The following is a 20,419-nucleotide window of genomic DNA, read 5'->3' as shown; positions in this document are numbered from 1 at the left end:
TGCGTTATCGCCTGAATACTCGAGATAATAGGTGACAGGAAACCCGCATGCGAATATTAGCTGATCAAAATATGCCCTTAGTTGAGTCATTCTTCCGTGAAATTGGTGAGGTAACTCGGTTTGATGGCCGTAGCCTTCAACCTGACGAGCTAAAAAATGTCGATATTCTGTTGACTCGCTCAGTTACTAAGGTCAACAAGGCCCTGTTAGCACAAGCAGATAGACTGAAGTTTGTTGGGACTGCGACAATCGGAATTGATCATATTGATACCTCATTGCTGGCCAGCGCCAATATCTCGTTCAGCAGCGCACCAGGCTGTAATGCGATAGCTGTTGCCGAGTATGTGATAAGCGCTCTACTTGCATATGCACAAGAAACCTCCACGCCACTTCAAGATAAAACGATTGCCATCATTGGGGTTGGTAATATTGGCGCGTGTTTGGCATCAAAGCTTAAAGGGCTTGGTCTTACGATATTATTGTGTGACCCCGTAAGGCAGCAAGCGGGGACATTGGATTCACATGTAGCGTTAGATGAAGCTTTGGCTCGCGCGGATATTGTGACATTTCACGTTCCATTAGTTAAGCAGGGTCCGCATAAAACGGTTCATCTACTTGATGCATCGCGGATAGCGGCATTAAAGCCGGGTACGGTAATAGTCAATGCAAGCCGTGGAGATGTTATCGATAATCAAGCGCTTTTGCATGCGGTAGAGGGTGGGCAAGCGCTTGAGCTGATCTTAGACGTTTGGGAAAATGAGCCGAATATTTTACAACCGTTACTGCAGTATACTCGCTTTGCATCTGTACATATTGCTGGCCACACGCTAGAAGGCAAGGCACGAGGGACGCAAATGTTATACGAAGCTGTATGCCGGGAATTCGATTTACCAGCCAGCAAAACGATTAGTGATTTTCTCCCTAAACCAAGTGTCACCGGCTGCCAGTTGCAAAGCACAGCCAACGAGCAGGATATTATCAATTTAGCGCATCTTGTTTATGACATTCGCCGTGATGATGGCATCATGAGAAAACAGCTAAACACATTGGGCTTTGATACCTTGCGTAAAGCATATCCCGTGCGTCGAGAATTTAGTACAATTGCAGTCAATAATGACTCACCAATCAGTGAAAAGCTTTACCAGCTTGGCTTTTCTGAGCACAAGAGTTAAGTGCTGTGGTTGGTATTTTACAGAATGAGGAAAAATAATGTCGCAAAAATATAATGTTGCGGTACTTGGCGCAACAGGTCTTGTTGGCAAGCAAATTATCGAATTACTAGCGGAACGGAAATTTCCTGTAGACACGCTGTATCCACTCGCGAGTAGCCGAAGTGCGGGTGAAGAAATTGACTTTATGGGTGAAAAAATCGAAGTTCTGGATGTTGAAGAGTTTGATTTTTCTAATGCCCACATCGGTTTGTTTTCAGCGGGTGGTTCCGTGTCGGAGAAATATGCACCTATCGCCGCTGAAGCTGGCTGTATTGTTATAGACAATACCTCACATTTTAGATACGACTTTGATATTCCATTAGTGGTTCCTGAGGTGAATAAAGACAGTCTTGCAGATTTTAGAAATCGTAACATCATTGCTAACCCAAACTGCTCTACAATCCAAATGCTAGTGGCGCTTAAACCAATTTATGATGCCTATGGCATTGACAGAATTAATGTCTCAACTTATCAAGCGGTATCTGGTGCAGGTAAAGAAGCGGTAGATGAGTTGGCTAAGCAAACTGCAAACTTAATGAATGCAAGACCGATGGAAAACGAAGTGTTTAGCAAACAAATCGCTTTTAACGTCATTCCTCAAATTGATGCGTTCCAAGAAAATGGTTACACCAAAGAAGAAATGAAGATGGTGTGGGAAACGCAAAAAATCTTGGGCGACTCAAGTGTTTTGGTTAACCCGACTGCGGTTCGCGTTCCTGTGTTTTTTGGTCATGCTGAAGCCATTCATCTTGAAACGCGCATGCCTTATGATCTTGAACATGTTAAGCAATTACTTGCTGATGCGCCGGGTGTTGAGTTAATTGAAGACGAAAACGACTACCCAACACCGGTAAGTGATGCAAGTGGTAACGATACCGTCTATGTAGGTCGTGTAAGGCAAGATATTTCACATCCACTGGGCTTAAACTTATGGGTGGTATCAGACAACACCAGAAAAGGTGCCGCAACAAATAGCATCCAAATTGCAGAAGCCCTGATAGAAAGCTATCTATAAGTACCCATTGATATCGCAAAGTAAGCTGAGTTTTGCTTACTTCTTTACGCTATAACGGCAAACTTCTGCCAAGAAGTTTGCCGTTAAGTCAAATACTTGACTATTCTTCACCTATATCAGCTATTCCAAAATCAGTAAAAAGCATTATAACCATGTTACCTTTCAATACGTTGCAATGGATATTCCAACATATCTGGTTTATAGTTTGCATTTGGAATAGAGCTTGCTTCAAAGCCATAATAATAAAATGTCGTTTAACGGGTGTTAAACATTTGAGTAAAGGATCGGCATGCGCGGTTTAGCCTTATTTAGTATCTTTGTATTCGCACTGATTGCCACACCAGTATATACCCAAGAGGGGGTAGTGCTAAAAGGCCCTAAAGGGGTTGATTATGGGGCTCAAGGTCGGTCAATAGGGCCTATCAGACCCACGGATACATTGTGGCGTATAGCACAAAAAGTGCGACCAGATGACTCGGTCACCATTTATCAGGTGATGAAGGCGCTTTACGATAAAAATCCTAATTCATTTCTAGATAAAAACCTCAACCATATGCAGGATGGGGCGTATTTACGTATTCCTACCATCAATGAAATTCGCAGTGTTAACCCTGAGTTGGCAAAGCAAAAGTCGGATCAAGATGACAAACTTTGGGAAATGAAGCGTAAGGGATTATTGAATCCAAATGCAATAAACGAAGCTGAGAAAAAGGTTACGCAAGCTCGTAAAGTCGATGTAGAAGAAGCAAAAGAAGACCTGACTAATCAACTGCGCTCTTTAAAAATGGAGCAGGACATGCGGCTGATGGACTTACAAAAAGAGTTCAAGTCCTCAGTGCGTAATGTTGAAGAAATCCTATCCGAAAACAATAAGTTAAAGCAACAGCTTGGTGCTATTTCTACTGAACTTCAAACGGTTCGTACCCAACTTGGTAAAGACAGCGAAATCCAACAACAGCTAAAGGCTGTTATTGACTTACAAAATGAAATGATTGATCAGCAGGCGGCTCAGGCAAAAGCGCAAGAAAGTAGCGAGTTAAGCGCATTCTTTAGCTCGCCAGCTGGAATTGCGTTACTTGCCACATTACCAGCACTATTAGCAATTGCTGGATTTGTCATGTTTCGCCGGAAGAAAAGTCAATCTCAGGCGTCAACAGATGACGATGATTTTCTTCCGCAAACACCATCCGCTGCTACTGCGGGCGCTGCAACCGCTGCGACTGCATTTGACCCAGAGCCAGACCCACTTGATATCGGAATGGGCGACGATGAAGACGCGCTGGGCGCAAGCGTACAGTTAGATGACGATATCTTGCCTGAAGACGATGAAATTACCTTTGACTCACTTGATGATGACTTCGATGAAGGGAGTGATACGTTAGATCAAGACGAACTTGATAGTTTACTAAACGAAGATATTTCGTTTGGTGATGATCATGACGAAGACTTTATGCAACAGAGCTTCGATGAGGCTGGTGATGAAGTTTCGCTCGATGTTGATGATAGTCAAAATATTTTAAGTGACAGTGATCTAGATGATTTGTTCAACGAATCTCAGGATGAAGAAATTGATGTTAGCGATGATGCACTTGCAGCCCTGAGTGAGGAGCTTGCAGATGAGCAGGGTGCTGTTGCAAGCGATGATGATATCGATTCAATTCTTGATGGTGCGCTAGATGAAGAACCCGAATTTAGCGGCAATTTTGATAGTGAAAGCTTAGTTGAGGCTGATGATATCGACGCGCTACTTGATGCTGCCCAAGGTGCTGACGATGATGCACTGCCCGACTTTGAGGAGCCAAACAACGAGCTTGCGGGCGATGATATTGATGCGCTGTTAAATGAAGTTCAAGACGATGCGTTAGCCGAAATTAACGAAGAGCCGGATACGCTTGACGGTGATGATATCGATGCCTTATTGGATGAAGCGCAGGAAGATACGTTGCCGGAATTAGAAGAAGAGTCAGGTGATCTTGCTGGTGATGATATCGATGCTTTATTAGATGAAGCACAGGAAGAACCGTTGCCGGAATTAGAAGAAGAGTCCGATGATTTAGCTGGTGATGATATCGATGCTTTATTAGATGAAGCACAGGAAGAACCGTTGCCAGAATTAGAAGAAGAGTCTGATGCTCTCGCTGGTGATGATATCGATGCTTTATTAGATGAAGCGCAAGAAGATACGTTGCCGGAATTAGAAGCAGAGCCTAGTGATCTTGATGGTGACGACGTCGATGCTTTATTGGATGAAGCGCAAGAAGATACGTTGCCGGAATTAGAAGAAGAGTCCGGTGATGATATCGATGCCTTACTAGGTGAAGCACAAGAAGATACATTGCTAGAGCAGGAAGAAGAGTCCAATGATCTGGCTGATGATGAACTAGATGCATTAGTTGACGAAACTCCAGAGGATGTTTTGCCAGAGCAGGAAGAAGAAACCGATGAATTGGCTGATGATGAGCTAGATACATTAGTTGACGAAACACCAGAAGATGTTTTGCCAGAGCAGGAAGAAGAATCTGATGAACTGGCAAATGACGAACTAGATGCATTAGTTGACGAAACATCAGAAGATGTTTTACCAGAAATTGGAGAAGAATCTGACGAGCCTGAACAGCCTTTAACAGACTCTGAGCAAACGGAGTCAGGGCACTTATCGGGTATGCTGGATAACGAGGATGCTATTCCAGAATTATCTGAAGAATTGGTGGAAGAAACATTACAGTCCGATCTAGCCAATGAAGCAGATTTTAGTGATGAGAATGTTCAAGCTGACGAAGACAGTGAATTTGAAGATCCTGATTTAAAAAGTGTTGATGAGTTATTACAGGAGCTTCAAGCCGAAGAGCAGTTTGAGCTGGATGCTGAACTTGAAGATGACTTTTCGGATGAAGAAGTCGAAATTGAGCTGGGAGATGATCCACTTAATGACGAAGTGGACTTATTGGCAGAGGAAGAATTTCTTGACGAAGAAGATCTGCAACCAAGCGCAGAGTTAGAGAGTTATCCTGAACTGGATCTGGGCGAAGAACTTGAAACTACTGACTCACAAAGCGAAACCGAAAAAGCATTATCAGAAGCGTTATCCAAGGATGCCCAATTTGATATCGAAGGTGGGCTTGATGACGATCTTCTAGACGATGAAATTTCTGGCTTTGATGAAGATGATTTGCCTGAATTTAGTGCGGACTTTGACGAAGATACTTTGCTTGAAGACGAACCTGAAGCACCAGTCGAAGCAGCTGAGAGTGACACGCTAGAGTCCGAACCAGATCTTGAAATCGCAGACGAGCTGCCTGAGTTAACTGCAGACTTCGACGAAGAAACTTTGCTCGAAGATGAGCCGGAAGCGCCAGCCGAAGCAGCAGAAAATGACGTGCTTGAGTCTGTACCTGAACTGGATATCGAAGACGAGCTGCCTGAGTTAACTGCATACTTCGACGAAGAAACTTTGCTCGAAGATGAGCCGGAAGCGCCAGTCGAAGAAACTGAAAGTGACACGCTAGAGTCCGAACCAGATCTTGAAATCGAAGACGAGCTGCCAGAGTTAGCAGCAGACTTTGACGAAGATACTTTGCTTGAAGACGAACCTGATGTGCCAGCCGAAGAAGCTGAGAGTGACACGCTAGAGTCCGAACCAGAGCTTGAAATCGAAGACGAGCTGCCTGAATTAAATGCAGATTTTGGCGAAGAGACTCTGTCTGAATTCAACGATGAAGATGATTTGGAAACTCTACTTTCTGAGCCACAAACAGAATCAGAATTACCAGAGGTCGATGAAGCCGAAATTGAAAAAGAGTTTATGGCTGACTTTACCCAAGCAGACTTCGATGCTCTACTCAGCGAACTGGACGACCCCAGTGATTTTGACGCCGGAAATGCAGAAGACTTTGAAGTAGACTTCGATAGCTTGTTACAAGACGAGTTGGTCGCAGGGGAAGCCCAAGCGCTACCAACGGATGCCGAAGGTACAGAAGATTACTTAGAAATTGAAGACTTACTTGAACAAAGCGACGACCTTGATGGCGATGTTGAACCTTACGTTGGTGCAAATATGGACGTTGGGCTTGGCGATTTTGAAGAACTATTAGCAGGTGAAAATACCACAGATGTTGATTTAGAGGATGAAGGATTTGCCGCTAAACTAGATTTAGCGAAAGCTTACATCGAAATTCAAGATTATGATTCGGCGATATCAACGCTCAACGATGTTATTGAGAACGGTCCGAATTCAGTGCAAGCTGAGGCGGAGTTGCTTAAATCAAGTCTTACAGAGTCTTAATAATCACATCAATGATATCGACCAAACAGAGTAATTGCCTAGTTTGGTTGGTATCATCATCTACTTCTTAGCTTAAGCGCTTTAATTCATATCGCCAATCGCATAAAATGTCGTTTTTGTTATGGGTTGCGATAGAAAAAGTATGCGAGTAGCGTTAGGCATTGAATATAATGGTGCAAATTATAGTGGTTGGCAGAGGCAAAATCATGTCAGCAGTGTCCAAGAAGAAATAGAAAAAGCGCTATCGAATATCTGTAATCATCCCGTAGAGATAACTTGTGCGGGGCGCACTGATGCGGGGGTTCATGCAACGGGTCAATTAGTGCATTTTGATACAGATGCTGCTCGCGATATGAGCGCCTTTACACTGGGAATGAACTCTCAGCTTCCTGACGACATTGCGGTACGATTTGCTAAAGAAGTCGACCCAGAGTTCCATGCTCGTTTTTCTGCAACGGCTCGTCGATACCGCTACGTTATTTATAATCATACTTACAGACCGGGCATTTTACGCAGTGGTGTAACGCACTTTCACCACGAGCTTGATGTTGAAAGAATGAAAGCAGCATGCCCTGTGATGATAGGGGAGCAAGATTTCACTTCTTTCAGGGCGGTACATTGCCAGTCTAATACGCCGTTTCGGAATATCCATCACTTGGAGGTGAAACGCATTGGCAAATATATTGTCATTGATATTAAAGCGAACGCGTTTTTACACCATATGGTGCGAAATATTACAGGTTGTTTACTTGATATCGGTGTCGGCAAGCAAGAGCCTGAGTGGATGGCGGAGCTTTTAGTTGCGAAAGACCGCACCTTAGCAAGCGCTACGGCAAAGCCTAACGGATTGTATTTAGTTGACGTGGACTATCCTGAACAATGGCAAATAGAAAAGATGCCGCTAGGGCCTTTATTTTTGCCTGAGGAATTAGTGTAACGGTCGTATTTATGTAGTACCGTATACTCTTAAGACCAGTTTTTTATATCACCTATAGCTAAATCATGATTTAATTGGGAAAAGATGTCTGTCTTTACTGACGGAACAGAATAAAGCACGATAGAGAGTTGCAAATGAGTTGGTTAGAAAAGATCTTACCTAAAACCACTAAATCTTCTGGTAAAAAAGAGATCCCAGAAGGGGTTTGGGCAAAGTGTACAGATTGTGATTCAATCCTATACAAAGCGGAATTAGAAAAGTCGTTAAACGTATGTCCGAAGTGTGATCATCACATGCGCATAACGGCACGTAAGCGCCTTGAAAGCTTCTTAGATGATGCAGATCGTCAAGAGCTTGGCACAGAGCATGAGCCACAAGACGTATTAAAGTTTAAAGATTCTAAAAAATACTCGGATCGTATCGTTCAAGCGCAAAAGGTAAGTGGTGAAAAAGACGCTTTAGTTGCAATGAAAGGTCGCGTAAAGGGTATTCCTGTTGCTGCTGTTGCTTTTGAATTTTCCTTTATGGGTGGTTCAATGGCGTCGGTTGTTGGTGCGAGATTTGTAGATGCAGTTAACGTTTGCTTAGAACATAACATGCCATTAATTTGTTTCTCTGCATCTGGTGGTGCACGTATGCAAGAAGCACTTATGTCATTGATGCAAATGGCAAAAACAAGTGCTGCATTGGCAAAAATGAGTGACAAAGGCTTGCCATTTATCTCAGTATTGACCGATCCAACTATGGGTGGTGTTTCTGCATCACTGGCGATGCTTGGTGATATCAATGTGGCGGAGCCAAAAGCACTTATCGGTTTTGCGGGTCCACGTGTTATCGAACAAACAGTACGTGAAACTCTACCTGACGGTTTCCAGCGCAGTGAATTCTTATTAGAGCATGGTGCGATTGACATGATTGTTGACCGTCGTGAGATGCGCGATACGTTAGCGCGCATTTTAGCGAAGTTTATGGACTTGCCTTCCACTGAACAAGAGCATAGAGTAGCGTAAATTTTTCAAATTGAGCTACTCAACTTATGACGGTTAAACAGCCTAGCCAATCATCAAGCCTTGATGATTGGCTTTGTTATTTAGAAGCAATTCATCCAGCCACCATTGAAATGGGACTTGAGCGTGTAGCGCAAGTTGCCGAGCAAGCCGGATTACTTGAGCCTTTCAGTAAAATTATTCTAATTGGTGGAACCAATGGTAAAGGCACAACAGCCAGGTGCTTGGAATCGTTGTTGCTCGCACAAGGATTTTCGGTTGGTACCTACGCTTCACCACACTTAGTACGCTACAATGAGCGTGTCCGAGTGAATGGGGCAGAGCTTGAAGATCAGTATCATATCGATGCATTTAAATTCCTCGACGACACTCGCAAAGACACTCAGCTAACTTATTTCGAGTTTGGTACGCTTGGTGCGCTCAGTATTTTCAAGCGCTGTAAGGTTGATTATATTTTGCTTGAAGTTGGTTTAGGCGGGCGGTTTGATGCGACGAATATAGTCTCGCCATTTGCCTCTGTTATCACGACTGTCGACTTAGATCATAAAGAGTATCTCGGTGATACTAGAGAACTGGTAGGCTATGACAAAGCTGGCATTTTTCGCAGTGGTAAACCTGCAATCGTTGGTGATTTAAATATTCCACACACGGTTACAGATTATGGCAACGAAATTGCGGCAGATATGGTGTTATCGAAGCGCGATTTTTATTTTACCCCGCTAGATTCTCAGTTTAGATGGCAATATCTTGACTTTGATTGGCACTTCGACAAACCCGCTATTCCAGCACAAAACGCTGCGACAGCGTTAACAGTACTAGCTAAACTTGAGTTGCTACCTAACTATGATGAAGTGAAGGTTTGTCTGGCCAACTTGCAAGTGGAAGGTCGCTTTCAGCAACTCAATACAAATCCATTAGTCTATACAGATGTTGCTCATAATCCAGAATCGGCAAGGTATTTGGCAACTAAGTTACAAGAACTCAAGCAAAAAGGGTTTAAAATTCATGCCTTAGTCGCTATGCTTGCGGATAAAGACAAAGCCAGTGTGCTGAAAGAAGTTACCCAATATATAGATAGCTGGAGTCTAGCTTCACTTTCAGGGCCTCGTGGAGAGCGTGCAGAAAACCTTAAACCACTGCTTGACTCAAGTTGCAATGTTACCTTATTCGATAGTGTTACAGCTGCACTTGATGCTCAGCTTGAGACGCTAGCAAGCGAACAAGCAATGGTGGTATTTGGTTCGTTCTTTACCGTTGCTGAGGCAATGGAATACTGGCGAAAATAACCAAAAAAGATTTAACGTTTAGTAGAGAGTAAAGTTGTGAACTCAGTATTTATAAATCGCCTTGTTGGGACGAGCATCGTCGTGGTTGCTGCGGTGATCTTTATTCCAAATATCCTTGATGGTGAAAAGGTCCACTACAAGGAAGGATTTCAAGCGATCCCTGAAAGACCTGAGTTCAAAACCATTGATCTACAAGAAAAAGTGGATGCGCAAGCCAAGCTTGCACCAGAGTTACCCTCTGAGTCAGTGGAAGATATTGACGCTGATGATGCTAAGCTAGAGGGTACAGAAGAGACAATGCTAGCCAATGCGCCGCAATCAGATATGTCATCTACACAAGTTGAGGCAAAACCCGTCGCAACGACCAACAAAGTTGAGGTGGCTAAATTAACGCGTCCTGAGACTGGTAACTTTTCAAAAATGGCCTATGTTATTCAGCTTGGTAGCTTTTCGCATAAATCGAACGTTGATGCACTGACGAAGAAGCTTGCTGACAATGGCTTTAAAACCTTTACAAAACCCGTTAAAACGCCCAACGGTACACTGACAAAAGTGTTTGTCGGACCAGATTTAAATAAAGCTGAACTTGAAGCTAAGTTACCAGAATTAAAGAAATTAACTAAGTTAAATGGTCGTTTGACACAATTTGAAGTGACAAAATGATCTGGCATTTAGATGCCAAACCTTTTAGAATGCGCCCCACATTAACGACTTATTGGTTACTATGATCTGGGTTGATTACGCCATTCTTGGTATTGTTGGTTTATCGACTATCTTTGGCTTGCTCCGAGGCTTTGTCAAAGAAGCGATGTCACTTGTCGTATGGATCGGCGCTTTTTTCATCTCTAGTATTTTTTACCAATATCTCGCAACCTTCCTAACATTCATTTCAGAACCCCTTTTAAGAAATGCAGCCGCAATTGCCATACTCTTTTTTGCGACCTTGATGTTAGGTGGGCTTGTTAACTATGTCTTGAGTGAACTGGTTCAAAGAACTGGGCTCTCAGGCACCGATAGGATCTTTGGGATTGTATTCGGTGGACTTCGAGGTGTGTTGGTCGTTAGCGCCTTACTCTTTTTCCTTGATGCGTTTACCAGTGCACCAGACACGCAGTGGTGGAAAACATCAAACTTAATTCCTGAATTTGGCTTTGTGATAGAGTGGTTCTTTTCCTATCTTGAACATAACTCGAGCTTTTTAGATTCAGTAAACCGTTAATCGGCGAGGAAATTTTTAATGTGTGGTATCGTTGGGATAGTCGGAACATCTCCTGTTAATCAGGCGATTTATGACGGCTTAACTGTTTTGCAACACCGCGGCCAAGATGCGGCTGGCATTATTACCATTGACAACAATACGTTTAGCTTACGAAAAGCAAACGGCCTAGTGAAAGACGTATTTCATACAAGACACATGAAACGCCTACAGGGCAACATTGGTCTTGGTCATGTACGTTATCCTACTGCTGGTTCTTCAAGCTCAGCAGAAGCTCAACCTTTCTACGTAAACTCTCCATTTGGTATTGCCCTTGCGCACAACGGCAACTTAACCAATGCAGAAAAATTAAAGGAGCGTTTGTTTACTCAAGCGCGTCGCCACGTTAATACTACGTCTGATTCAGAGATCCTGCTGAACATCTTAGCGCACGAGCTTGGCAAAACAGACAAGATGAAATTAGACGCGGAAGACATGTTTACGGCAGTAACTGAGGTTGTGTCTATTGTTTCTGGTGGTTACGCGAGTATCGCGATGATCATCGGCCATGGTATTTTGGCATTTAGAGACCCTCACGGTATTCGTCCGCTTGTTTTCGGTAAGAAAGAAACTGAGCGTGGCATGGAATACATGTTCGCTTCAGAGAGTGTTGCATTGGCAACGGATGGCTTTGAGTTTGTGCGAGACGTTGCACCTGGTGAAGCTATTTACGTAACCGAAAATGGTGAGTTTTTCTCTCAGATCTGTGCTGCTAAAACGACGCTTGCACCTTGTATCTTCGAGTTCGTATATTTTGCTCGCCCAGATTCAAACATTGATAAGATGTCTGTTTATGCGACTCGCGTCAATATGGGTACCAAGCTCGGTGAGAAAATCGCGACAGAGTGGGGCGACAAAGATATCGACGTGGTTATTCCAATCCCTGAAACATCATGTGATATCGCACTTGAAATTGCTTCCGTGCTAGGGCTTCCTTATCGCCAAGGGTTTGTTAAGAACCGCTACATTGGCCGTACTTTCATTATGCCTGGCCAAGAGCTGCGTAAAAAGTCTGTACGTCGTAAACTTAACGCAATTGACAGAGAGTTTGCTGGTAAGAACGTGCTACTTGTCGACGACTCCATTGTGCGAGGCACAACATCAGCGCAAATCGTTGAAATGGCGCGTGAAGCGGGTGCGAAGAACGTATACTTTGCTTCAGCAGCACCAGAGGTAAGATTCCCGAACGTATATGGCATTGATATGCCTTCTGCATCAGAGCTGATCGCACATGGCCGTGAAGTGGAAGATATCAACGCAAGTATTGGCTCGGACGGTTTGATCTACCAATCCCTAAGCGATTTGATTGCCGCTGTTGGTCAAGAAAATCCAGAGATCTCTCGTTTTGAAACCTCTGTATTTGATGGTCAATACATCACAGGTGATGTTGACCAAAACTACCTCAATCACATTGATGAGTTGCGCAACGATTCTGCAAAGTCTAATCGTGAAGCCGCGATGTCTGCTAGCCTTGAATTACATAACCAAGAAACAGAAAGCGCTGAAAGCGATTAAACTAGCTGATGATGTGATAGACATTACACCTAGAAAAAACCCAAGTTTCACTTGGGTTTTTTAATTTAATTTGAACTCGGATCGATAAGGGATTTTAGTATTGCACCTTTGAGCTTAGTTCAACTTATCCCACCAACTAAGCTTTATTGTGCTTTTGACTGATAATGCGAACCCTACAGCTGAATTGTTGTAGATGTCGCTATGACCAGCTAACGTAAACCACAGATAGTGATTACCGTAGTTAACGAAAGCAGCGTCATCTGATGCATCATATCATTCAAAAACCTAATTCTCGGATTTCCCATCTCGAAACACACCATCAGAACCATCTTGCCGATAGCCCCAATCCGGAGTAGAAAGATAAACCTTTAGCGATAGCTAATTAAGCGGTCCTTGTTTATAAAGCAATTGTCTTTTTGGATATCGGTGGTAGGAACTGAGAGCAGCTCACCTTCAATTCGTTTCATGAGGATATAATTATGAGCTTCTAGAGTGGGTGAGGTGTGTCACAAGACTTGAAAAAGTGCTGCTAGAAAGCGAAGTAAATCATCGGGAAACGTTGTCCTGTGTTAGGAGCTATATGCCACACTTCCAATCTATTCACTATTTCTATGGCTGTTTACATAAAAGTAGCGAATAGAATGAGTGCGAACATAACGATTAGTTGGATTGTATGGGCTTGGAATCAGACAATAATAAAGTGAGTCCATCAACGAGTTCGAATAACTCAGGTTCAATCTCACTGAGTGACTTTTCCCGTTTTAAGCTTGTTTCAATGGTCTCTGCTAATTTCTTGAGCGTCGGAACGCCAGTATAGCAACAAGCTCCGTGGAATTTATGCACTACTTTAAGTAGCGTAGGCATATCTTCTTCATTTTGCGCAGATTCCAACTGCTGTAATGTTTCAGGTACACTGGAAAGCAACATATTGAGCATTTCTAATGCTAAATCGGGTTTGTTACCGGCACGCTGGAGCGCTAAATCCCAATCTAACATCTTACTATCAAACGGGGGCACACTATGCTGATGATTCTCTGTATTTTTTTGTCTCGAAACTGGAGAAGAAACGCTGTAATCACAAATTATTTGCTTGAGCATGTCTTCATCAATAGGCTTAGTCATATAATTACTAAAGCCATCTTTAAGCAGCTGTTCCTTTTCGCCAGCAAGCGCATGAGCGGTAACAGCGATGATGGGCGTGTCCTCATTTAAGGATGAATCTCTAATGCTTTTACAGGCACTGATCCCGTCCATAATAGGCATTTGAATATCCATAAATATGAGGTCGTATTTTCTGGATTTACATAGACTCACCGCTTGAGCACCGTTATGTGCTGTATCAATTGCCTCTACTTGCTCATCTAGCAAAGTACAGATCAACTTCAGGTTAGCATCGTTATCGTCTGCAACGAGCACCTTCAGTGGTAGGCTTGCGGCTTCAATTTCGTTAGCACTCATGTCTGGATGGTCTAAACGATAAGGTGCTGCAAGCATCTCACATAGCTTTCTGTGATTAAGTGGTTTGCTTAGACAGGCGTCTGCGCCACTGCCAATAAGCGCTTCACGCATATTGTGAGATACAGTATTAACCATTAGATATAAATAATCAGCAGAGCCGCGAGCTTGCTTGATATAACTTTTGACGGTTTGCATTTGATCGACGCTAGCCATAGAGCCGATTAAGCAAATATCGTAGTTAAAATCCTGTGCTAACGCAGTATCAAATTCTTCTTCGGTGATGCAGCGAGTCACCTGCATATCCCATGCTTGTAGCTGGGCGATAACCGCATAATGAGTGTGTTCTTGTGGTTCAAAATATAGAACGCGTTTATTTTCCAGCGGTTTACTTGGTAAATCGTCGTTGTAGAGACGGTTTGGCAGGGCAAAGACCGCATTAAATGAAAAACAGGTACCACTTCCTGGCGCGGAGTTAAGAGTAATACGACCACTCATCGCCTCCACAATATGCTTAGTGATGATAAGACCAAGACCTGTGCCCCCGAATTTGCGGGTGATACTGGTGTCAGCTTGAGCAAATGGCGTAAATAGCGCGTCCTGTTTATCTTGTGCAATACCGACACCGGTATCACTAACAGAGACTAACAATGAGGACTGGGACTCATCCATCAAGCGATGATTTATATCTACTTTGACAGAGCCTTTTTCCGTAAACTTGATGGCGTTGCTGATAAGGTTAGTAAGTACCTGTTTAAATCGTGTCGGATCGCCAATTAAATTGTCAGGTACTTGGCGATTAACCGAAATCGAAAATTCTAACTGCTTGTCATGAGCGCTTGGTGCTAATAACGTCATGACTTCATTAACAGCGTCGCGCAATTCGAATTGAATATTCTCTAGCTCCATTGCCCCTGCTTCTAGCTTTGAGAAATCCAAGATGTCACTAATGATGGTTAGTAAGCTATTTGCAGACAACTCTATGGTATCTAGATAATCTTTTTGATGTTTGTTTAATGGTGTTTTATATAGTTGGCGAGTAAAGCCTATAACACCATTGAGTGGTGTTCTGAGTTCATGACTCATTTTAGCTAAAAAGTCAGATTTTACGCGGTTAGCATCTTGTGCTTCTTTTTTGGCAATATTGAGCTGAATGTTTTGTGTTTCATACTGCTCCAAAGATTCGCGATAGTCACTAGTAGCTTGGTCAATGTGCTTTTGCATTTCGTCTTTTTGATTCGCCATTTTTCGACCAATAACAATCAAGCCTTGGCGCAATAGCTCAAATTCGCCTCGCATCGGCTCATTAATAGCGATGTCTTGTTTGCCCTCGTTGAGCTTGTCTGTGGCCAAAATCAAACTGGCAATTGGTTTGGTTAGCATGCGTGATAATCGCATAGCCAACATAACACTGAGTAAAAACGAGAAAATTATGACAATAGCACTTAAGATCAGTGCGCGTTGCTGCGATATTAGTGCTTGATCTTTACTGATCTCTACTACTAAAACTGCGAGTGTGGCAGGCTCTGCGCTATGCCAATCGGTTTTTTTGGCTAAATGGTTCTTCACCGGCGAATAAAACACAAAGGTATTTTTTAGTGTAGTGACTTCGGTGGTTTGTAACTTTTGTACTTCACCAAAATAATGTAATTTGTCGAACTCACTATGATAGTTACTAGTAAGAATGAGCTGATTTTGCTTATCAAACAACGCGATGCTTTTTACCAGTGGTGCGTGTTTATTGTGTGCTTGGCTTAAAATGCGGTGCAAGTGTGCTTTATCTTGCTTTTCTATTGGATATTCAACTGACATGGCCAGTGAATCTGCAATGCGATTTCCCTGACTTATCAGAATTTCCTCAAGCTCTACGTAGCGATTTATAGTAAAATAACCACCAAGTAGCAAGCCAACCAAAAGGGTTGGCAAAAGAGTGAGTAGTAAAATACTGTCACGCAGGTTTAATTTTGTCATAGGGTCAAAAAAGTGCAGAGAAATCTGTAACTAAGATTATCTTTTACCGACGTGATAAGCAAACAAATGAGGAACCCAATGGCACAGATTTTTCGTGCTAAGAAAGCTGCTAAGCCGTCAAAGCAAATAGAATTAAACATAGAATCAATGGATCATCAGGGGAGAGGTGTTGCTCGACATGAAGGTAAAGTCTGCTTTGTGACAGGCGCCTTGACTGGAGAGCGAGTGAAGGCACAGGTTGTTCAGGCTAAGTCAAAACTGTTGGAAGCAAAGGTGACCAAAGTACTTAACGTCTCGAAAGAGCGTGTTAAGCCGTTTTGTCAGCATTACCAGCAGTGTGGTGGGTGTAGCTTGCAGCATCAGAGTGTTGATGGTCAGCTCAATGAAAAGCAACTTGCAGTTGAAAAGCTTTTTGCGCGTTTTGCCAACATTGAGCTGTTGCCTTGGCAAGTGCCGATCACCTCTGTGCCGCGCCACTATCGTCGGGCAGCACGATTGGCATGTATTTACGATAAACAAAGTAAAAATGTGAAACTCGGCTTTAGAGCGAGTCAGTCTAAGCAGATTGTTGAAATAGCGCAGTGTGACGTATTGGTGTCGCCTTTTGACCGTATTTTTAACAAGCTAAGTGCGCTTGCGCAGTCACTAAGTGAATTTAAGCTAATCAGTCATATCCAACTTTGCCAGGCTGACAACCATAACTATGTACTGTGTCGTCATACAAAGCCGCTGTCCGCGTCGGCTCGTGAAGCGCTACAAAACGAGCTGGAAAATTGTCAGGTTGTGTTTGACGATGGTGAGGCAGATGTTGTGTATTCTCAGTTGCCGCACTATCACCTTAGTGAATTTGGCTTAACACTTGAATTCAAATTAAATAACTTTATTCAAGTGAATCAAACAGTAAATGAAGCCATGCTGCGTCAAGCAACAGACTGGCTGCAACTTAGTAGCGATGAAAGTGTCCTCGATCTTTTCTGTGGGGTGGGAAATTTCTCATTGGTGCTCGCAAAACAAGCAAAAAATGTGATTGGTGTTGAAGGTGAAGCGCAATCGGTTGCAATGGCTCGACAAAATGCGCAAACTAATCAAATCAGTAATGTTCAGTTTCACTGCTTTGATCTAACCCAGTCGATAACAGAGGCTGCTTGGTTCGATACAAATTTGGATGTGTTAGTACTGGATCCATCAAGGCCTGGCGCACTTGAGGTACTACAGCAATTACCGTTAAAACAGTTTACGCGTATTTTATACGTGTCATGCGACCCAGTGACGCTGGCTCGTGACGCTGCGGTGATAGTGCAGGCTGGCTTTGAACTAGAAAAGCTTGGGTTAATGAATATGTTTGTCCACACTGGACATATCGAAACCATGGCGCTGTTTAAAAAAGCAGTGTAAATAATCAGAGCTCTGCTGCACTTTAGCTCGAGCTGCTGGTTAGATAATTTATCCGAAAATGAGGCGGGTAAATAATTTTAAGGAGGTATCAAAACATGGTTGCTACTCGGCAGTCGCATCAAACCACTTTGCCACTAGAGTTTGACGCGCGACTCACTATCTTAAACTTGTCTGAGGATCAAAGAGAATGGCTACAAAGAGCCTATGAACTCTGTCCTGTGGATGAGTCCACCGAGCATCTCAACAATGCCATCGAAATGGTAGAGATCCTTGCAGATTTAAATTTTGATAGCGAATCTCTAGCAACAGCGTTTTTAACTCCTTATTTTGTCGCTGGAAAGTTGTCCCTTGAGCAAGTAGAGGAAACGCTTGGCAAAAATATCTCCCTGCTTTTAAAAGGGGTGGAGAATATGGAAACTATTAGCACGTTGGCACACCAAAGCTCGGGTAGGGTACAAGTTGATAATATCCGCCGTATGTTACTCGCTATGGTGGAAGATGTGCGTGCCGTAGTGATTAAACTTGCTGAGCAAATCTGCCATTTGCGTGCGGTTAAGAAAGCATCGGAAGAAGAAAGAGTTGTTGCTGCAAAAGCCGCTGCCAACATTTTTGCGCCACTTGCGAACCGTTTGGGGATCGGCCAATTAAAATGGGAACTTGAAGACCTCTCGTTCCGTTATTTGCATCCTGATACGTATAAGTCTATTGCCAAGAAGCTTTCTGATAAGCGCTTAGACCGCGAAGCTTATATGGAAAATATGGTTAATTCGGTGGCACAAAAACTTGCGGATGCGGGCATTAAAGCGCAGGTCTACGGTCGCCCTAAGCATATTTACAGCATTTATAAAAAAATGGCGCAGAAAAGCTATGAATTCGAACAGTTGTTCGACATTCGCGCGATGCGTGTGGTGGTAGATGAAATTCAAGATTGCTACGCTGCTTTGGGCATTGTGCACACCAGTTGGCGGCATTTAAACAAAGAGTTTGACGACTATATTGCTACGCCTAAGCAAAACGGCTATCAGTCTATCCACACCGTGGTATTTGGCCCTGAGGGCAAAACGGTAGAAATTCAAATCCGCACCGAGGCTATGCATCGAGACGCAGAGCTTGGGGTGGCGGCACATTGGATGTACAAAGAAGGTGCGTTGCCGGGCAGAAATTCAGGATACGAGCAAAAAATTAGCTGGCTACGCAAATTGTTGCAGTGGCAAGAAGAAGTGGTAGATGGCAGTGAAATAGCAGATGAGCTGAAGAATCAGGTTGTCGAGGACCGCGTTTATGTATTCACGCCCAAGGGCGATATCTTTGATTTGCCGTTAGGCTCGACGCCACTCGACTTTGCTTACTACATTCATTCAAATGTTGGGCATCGGTGCATTGGTGCAAAAGTGTTTGGTAAGATAGTACCTTTCACTTATACGCTGCGCACTGGCGATCAGGTAGAAATACTGACCCAGAAAAATGCTTCACCAAGTCGTGATTGGTTAAATCCGTCGCTGGGGTATATCCATTCTTCAAGAGCACGCAGCAAGATCCATCACTGGTTTAAGCAGCAGGATAGAGACAAAAACCTCCAAGCGGGCAAGGAAATTTTAGATAGTCATCTACAAAAACTAGACATTACCTATAAAGATTTAGAGCCCGCCATTGATCGCTTTAACTTTAAAGAACTCGACGATCTAATGGTGGCAATTGGTGCTGGTGATATTCGTATCAATCAATTCTTGAACTATGTACAGGATAAACCTGAGGATACACCTAAGTTAAAAATCTCCTCACCAAAACACAGTAAAGGCGACAAAAACGCAGTGGTCGTTGATGGTGTTGGCAGCTTGATGAGCCATATGGCGAAATGCTGTGAGCCAGTACCGGGTGATGAAATTGTGGGTTATATCACGCAAGGGCGAGGTATCGCTGTACACCGCTCCGATTGCGAGTCATTCGCTCATATTACAGATATACATCCAGAGCGAGAGATTGCGGTCAGTTGGTCTGAAGATGTAAAAGCATCATATTCCATTACATTAAAAATTGAAGCGCACGATCGTCAGGGACTGATCCGAGATATTAGTTCAGTACTTGCCAATGAAAAGGTCAACGTGCTCAATATGAATGTACAGACACAAGACGATAAAAACGTGGCGGTATTTATGATGAAGGTTGAGGTAGATGATCTTTCCGCTATGCACCGCTTGCTGACTAAATTGATGCAAATCGAAGGTGTTTTTGATGCCAAACGACTCTAAGTGTTCTGCAACATTGGGTATAGAGCAACTGCTAGAAATTATGTCGCAGTTGCGTGACCCAAGCACTGGATGTGACTGGGACAAGAAGCAAACCTTTAAAACCATTGTTCCTCATACTTTAGAAGAAGCGCACGAAGTTGCCGATGCTATCGAGCTGGGCGACTTTGCTCACTTAAAAGAAGAGTTGGGGGATTTGCTGTTCCAAGTGATTTTTTATGCTCAGCTTGGAAAAGAGCAGGGGTTGTTTGATTTTGCAGACATAGTGCAAACCCTCAATGACAAATTAGTGAGACGTCACCCTCATGTATTTGAAAAACAGGAAAACTTAAGCGAAGCCGAGCTTGAGCAGCAATGGCACGCCATTAAACAGCAAGAAAAACAGGGGCAAAAAAAAGGAACGTTCGCGGCGGATATCCCGAGCAGCCTGCCAGCATTATCAAAAGCCTACAAAACTCAAAAGCAGGCAGCTAAACTCGGATTTGACTGGCCAAGTTACCACGGTGCGTGGGATAAAGTGCAAGAGGAAGTCGCAGAGGTGAGCGAGGCACTGCAAGTCGATCCACTCTCTGAACATACTGCGGAAGAGGTCGGAGATTTGTTGTTTGCGACCGTGAATGTGAGCCGACATATAAAACGAGATCCGGAGCAGCTGCTACGTCAAGCCAATGAGAAATTTAAAAATCGCTTTGTGCAAGTAGAAGCTGTTCTGAATGAGTCCTCACTGTCACTTAAAGATGCGAACCTAGAGGAAATGGATGCTGCTTGGGAGACTGTGAAACGTCGTCAACGCAGTAAAAACTGAGACCGATTTTACTTTTGGGTCGTTAATGAAAACGACCTC

General features: G+C 43.4%; 13 protein-coding genes. 12 read left to right on the top strand and 1 reads right to left on the bottom strand.

Going from position 1 to position 20,419, the window contains the following annotated elements:
* Nucleotides 1-47: 47 nt before the first annotated feature.
* The 9 genes from DRB05_RS16795 (at nucleotide 48) to purF (ending at nucleotide 12,508) form a co-directional block, all read left to right on the top strand.
* Nucleotides 48-1,172, top strand: a complete 1,125-nt coding sequence (locus tag DRB05_RS16795; protein WP_128727940.1) for a 4-phosphoerythronate dehydrogenase — start codon at nucleotides 48-50, stop codon at nucleotides 1,170-1,172.
* Nucleotides 1,173-1,209: 37 nt separating this feature from the next.
* A complete protein-coding gene (locus DRB05_RS16790; RefSeq protein ID WP_039496085.1) occupies nucleotides 1,210-2,226 on the top strand; it encodes an aspartate-semialdehyde dehydrogenase in 1,017 nt (338 codons plus the stop codon).
* A 289-nt stretch (nucleotides 2,227-2,515) separates the two neighbouring features.
* Complete coding sequence (locus DRB05_RS16785) at nucleotides 2,516-6,508, top strand: FimV/HubP family polar landmark protein (RefSeq protein WP_128727939.1); 3,993 nt, start codon at nucleotides 2,516-2,518, stop codon at nucleotides 6,506-6,508.
* A gap of 142 nt (nucleotides 6,509-6,650) precedes the next feature.
* The gene (gene truA, locus DRB05_RS16780; RefSeq protein WP_128727938.1) at nucleotides 6,651-7,445 is read left to right on the top strand and encodes a tRNA pseudouridine(38-40) synthase TruA; all 795 of its coding nucleotides are present in this window, start codon (nucleotides 6,651-6,653) and stop codon (nucleotides 7,443-7,445) included.
* A gap of 134 nt (nucleotides 7,446-7,579) precedes the next feature.
* On the top strand, nucleotides 7,580-8,455 hold the full coding sequence (gene accD / locus DRB05_RS16775; protein WP_010606271.1) for an acetyl-CoA carboxylase, carboxyltransferase subunit beta: 876 nt from the start codon (nucleotides 7,580-7,582) through the stop codon (nucleotides 8,453-8,455).
* 26 nt (nucleotides 8,456-8,481) lie between these two features.
* Entirely contained in the window at nucleotides 8,482-9,738 is a 1,257-nt protein-coding gene (gene folC, locus DRB05_RS16770; RefSeq protein WP_128727937.1) for a bifunctional tetrahydrofolate synthase/dihydrofolate synthase, read from the top strand.
* A 36-nt stretch (nucleotides 9,739-9,774) separates the two neighbouring features.
* Entirely contained in the window at nucleotides 9,775-10,401 is a 627-nt protein-coding gene (locus tag DRB05_RS16765) for an SPOR domain-containing protein (protein WP_128727936.1), read from the top strand.
* Between the two features lie 61 nt (nucleotides 10,402-10,462).
* Entirely contained in the window at nucleotides 10,463-10,957 is a 495-nt protein-coding gene (locus DRB05_RS16760; protein ID WP_010369359.1) for a CvpA family protein, read from the top strand.
* Between the two features lie 18 nt (nucleotides 10,958-10,975).
* Nucleotides 10,976-12,508 (top strand): amidophosphoribosyltransferase, encoded by a 1,533-nt coding sequence (gene purF / locus DRB05_RS16755; RefSeq protein WP_128727935.1) that lies wholly within the window; start codon nucleotides 10,976-10,978, stop codon nucleotides 12,506-12,508.
* 660 nt (nucleotides 12,509-13,168) lie between these two features.
* On the opposite strand, the gene barA is transcribed toward purF, so the two are convergent.
* Nucleotides 13,169-15,934 carry a two-component sensor histidine kinase BarA gene (barA, locus tag DRB05_RS16745; protein WP_128727934.1) on the bottom strand — a complete coding sequence of 922 codons (2,766 nt, stop codon included), beginning with the start codon at nucleotides 15,932-15,934 and terminating at the stop codon, nucleotides 13,169-13,171.
* A gap of 78 nt (nucleotides 15,935-16,012) precedes the next feature.
* Here barA and rlmD point away from each other — a divergent pair, with 78 nt between their 5' ends.
* From rlmD to mazG, 3 genes are all read left to right on the top strand, one after another.
* A complete protein-coding gene (gene rlmD, locus DRB05_RS16740) occupies nucleotides 16,013-17,329 on the top strand; it encodes a 23S rRNA (uracil(1939)-C(5))-methyltransferase RlmD (RefSeq protein ID WP_128727933.1) in 1,317 nt (438 codons plus the stop codon).
* Between the two features lie 95 nt (nucleotides 17,330-17,424).
* A complete protein-coding gene (gene relA, locus DRB05_RS16735) occupies nucleotides 17,425-19,578 on the top strand; it encodes a GTP diphosphokinase (protein WP_128727932.1) in 2,154 nt (717 codons plus the stop codon).
* Nucleotides 19,562-20,380 carry a nucleoside triphosphate pyrophosphohydrolase gene (gene mazG / locus DRB05_RS16730; RefSeq protein ID WP_128727931.1) on the top strand — a complete coding sequence of 273 codons (819 nt, stop codon included), beginning with the start codon at nucleotides 19,562-19,564 and terminating at the stop codon, nucleotides 20,378-20,380. The genes relA and mazG overlap by 17 nt, the downstream gene beginning before the upstream one ends.
* Nucleotides 20,381-20,419 lie beyond the last annotated feature (39 nt).

This window comes from Pseudoalteromonas sp. A757 (assembly GCF_004103285.1).
Taxonomy (GTDB): domain Bacteria; phylum Pseudomonadota; class Gammaproteobacteria; order Enterobacterales; family Alteromonadaceae; genus Pseudoalteromonas; species Pseudoalteromonas galatheae.
The sequence above is the reverse complement of the archived record's forward strand: the minus strand, read 5'-3'. Positions and strand labels throughout refer to the sequence as shown.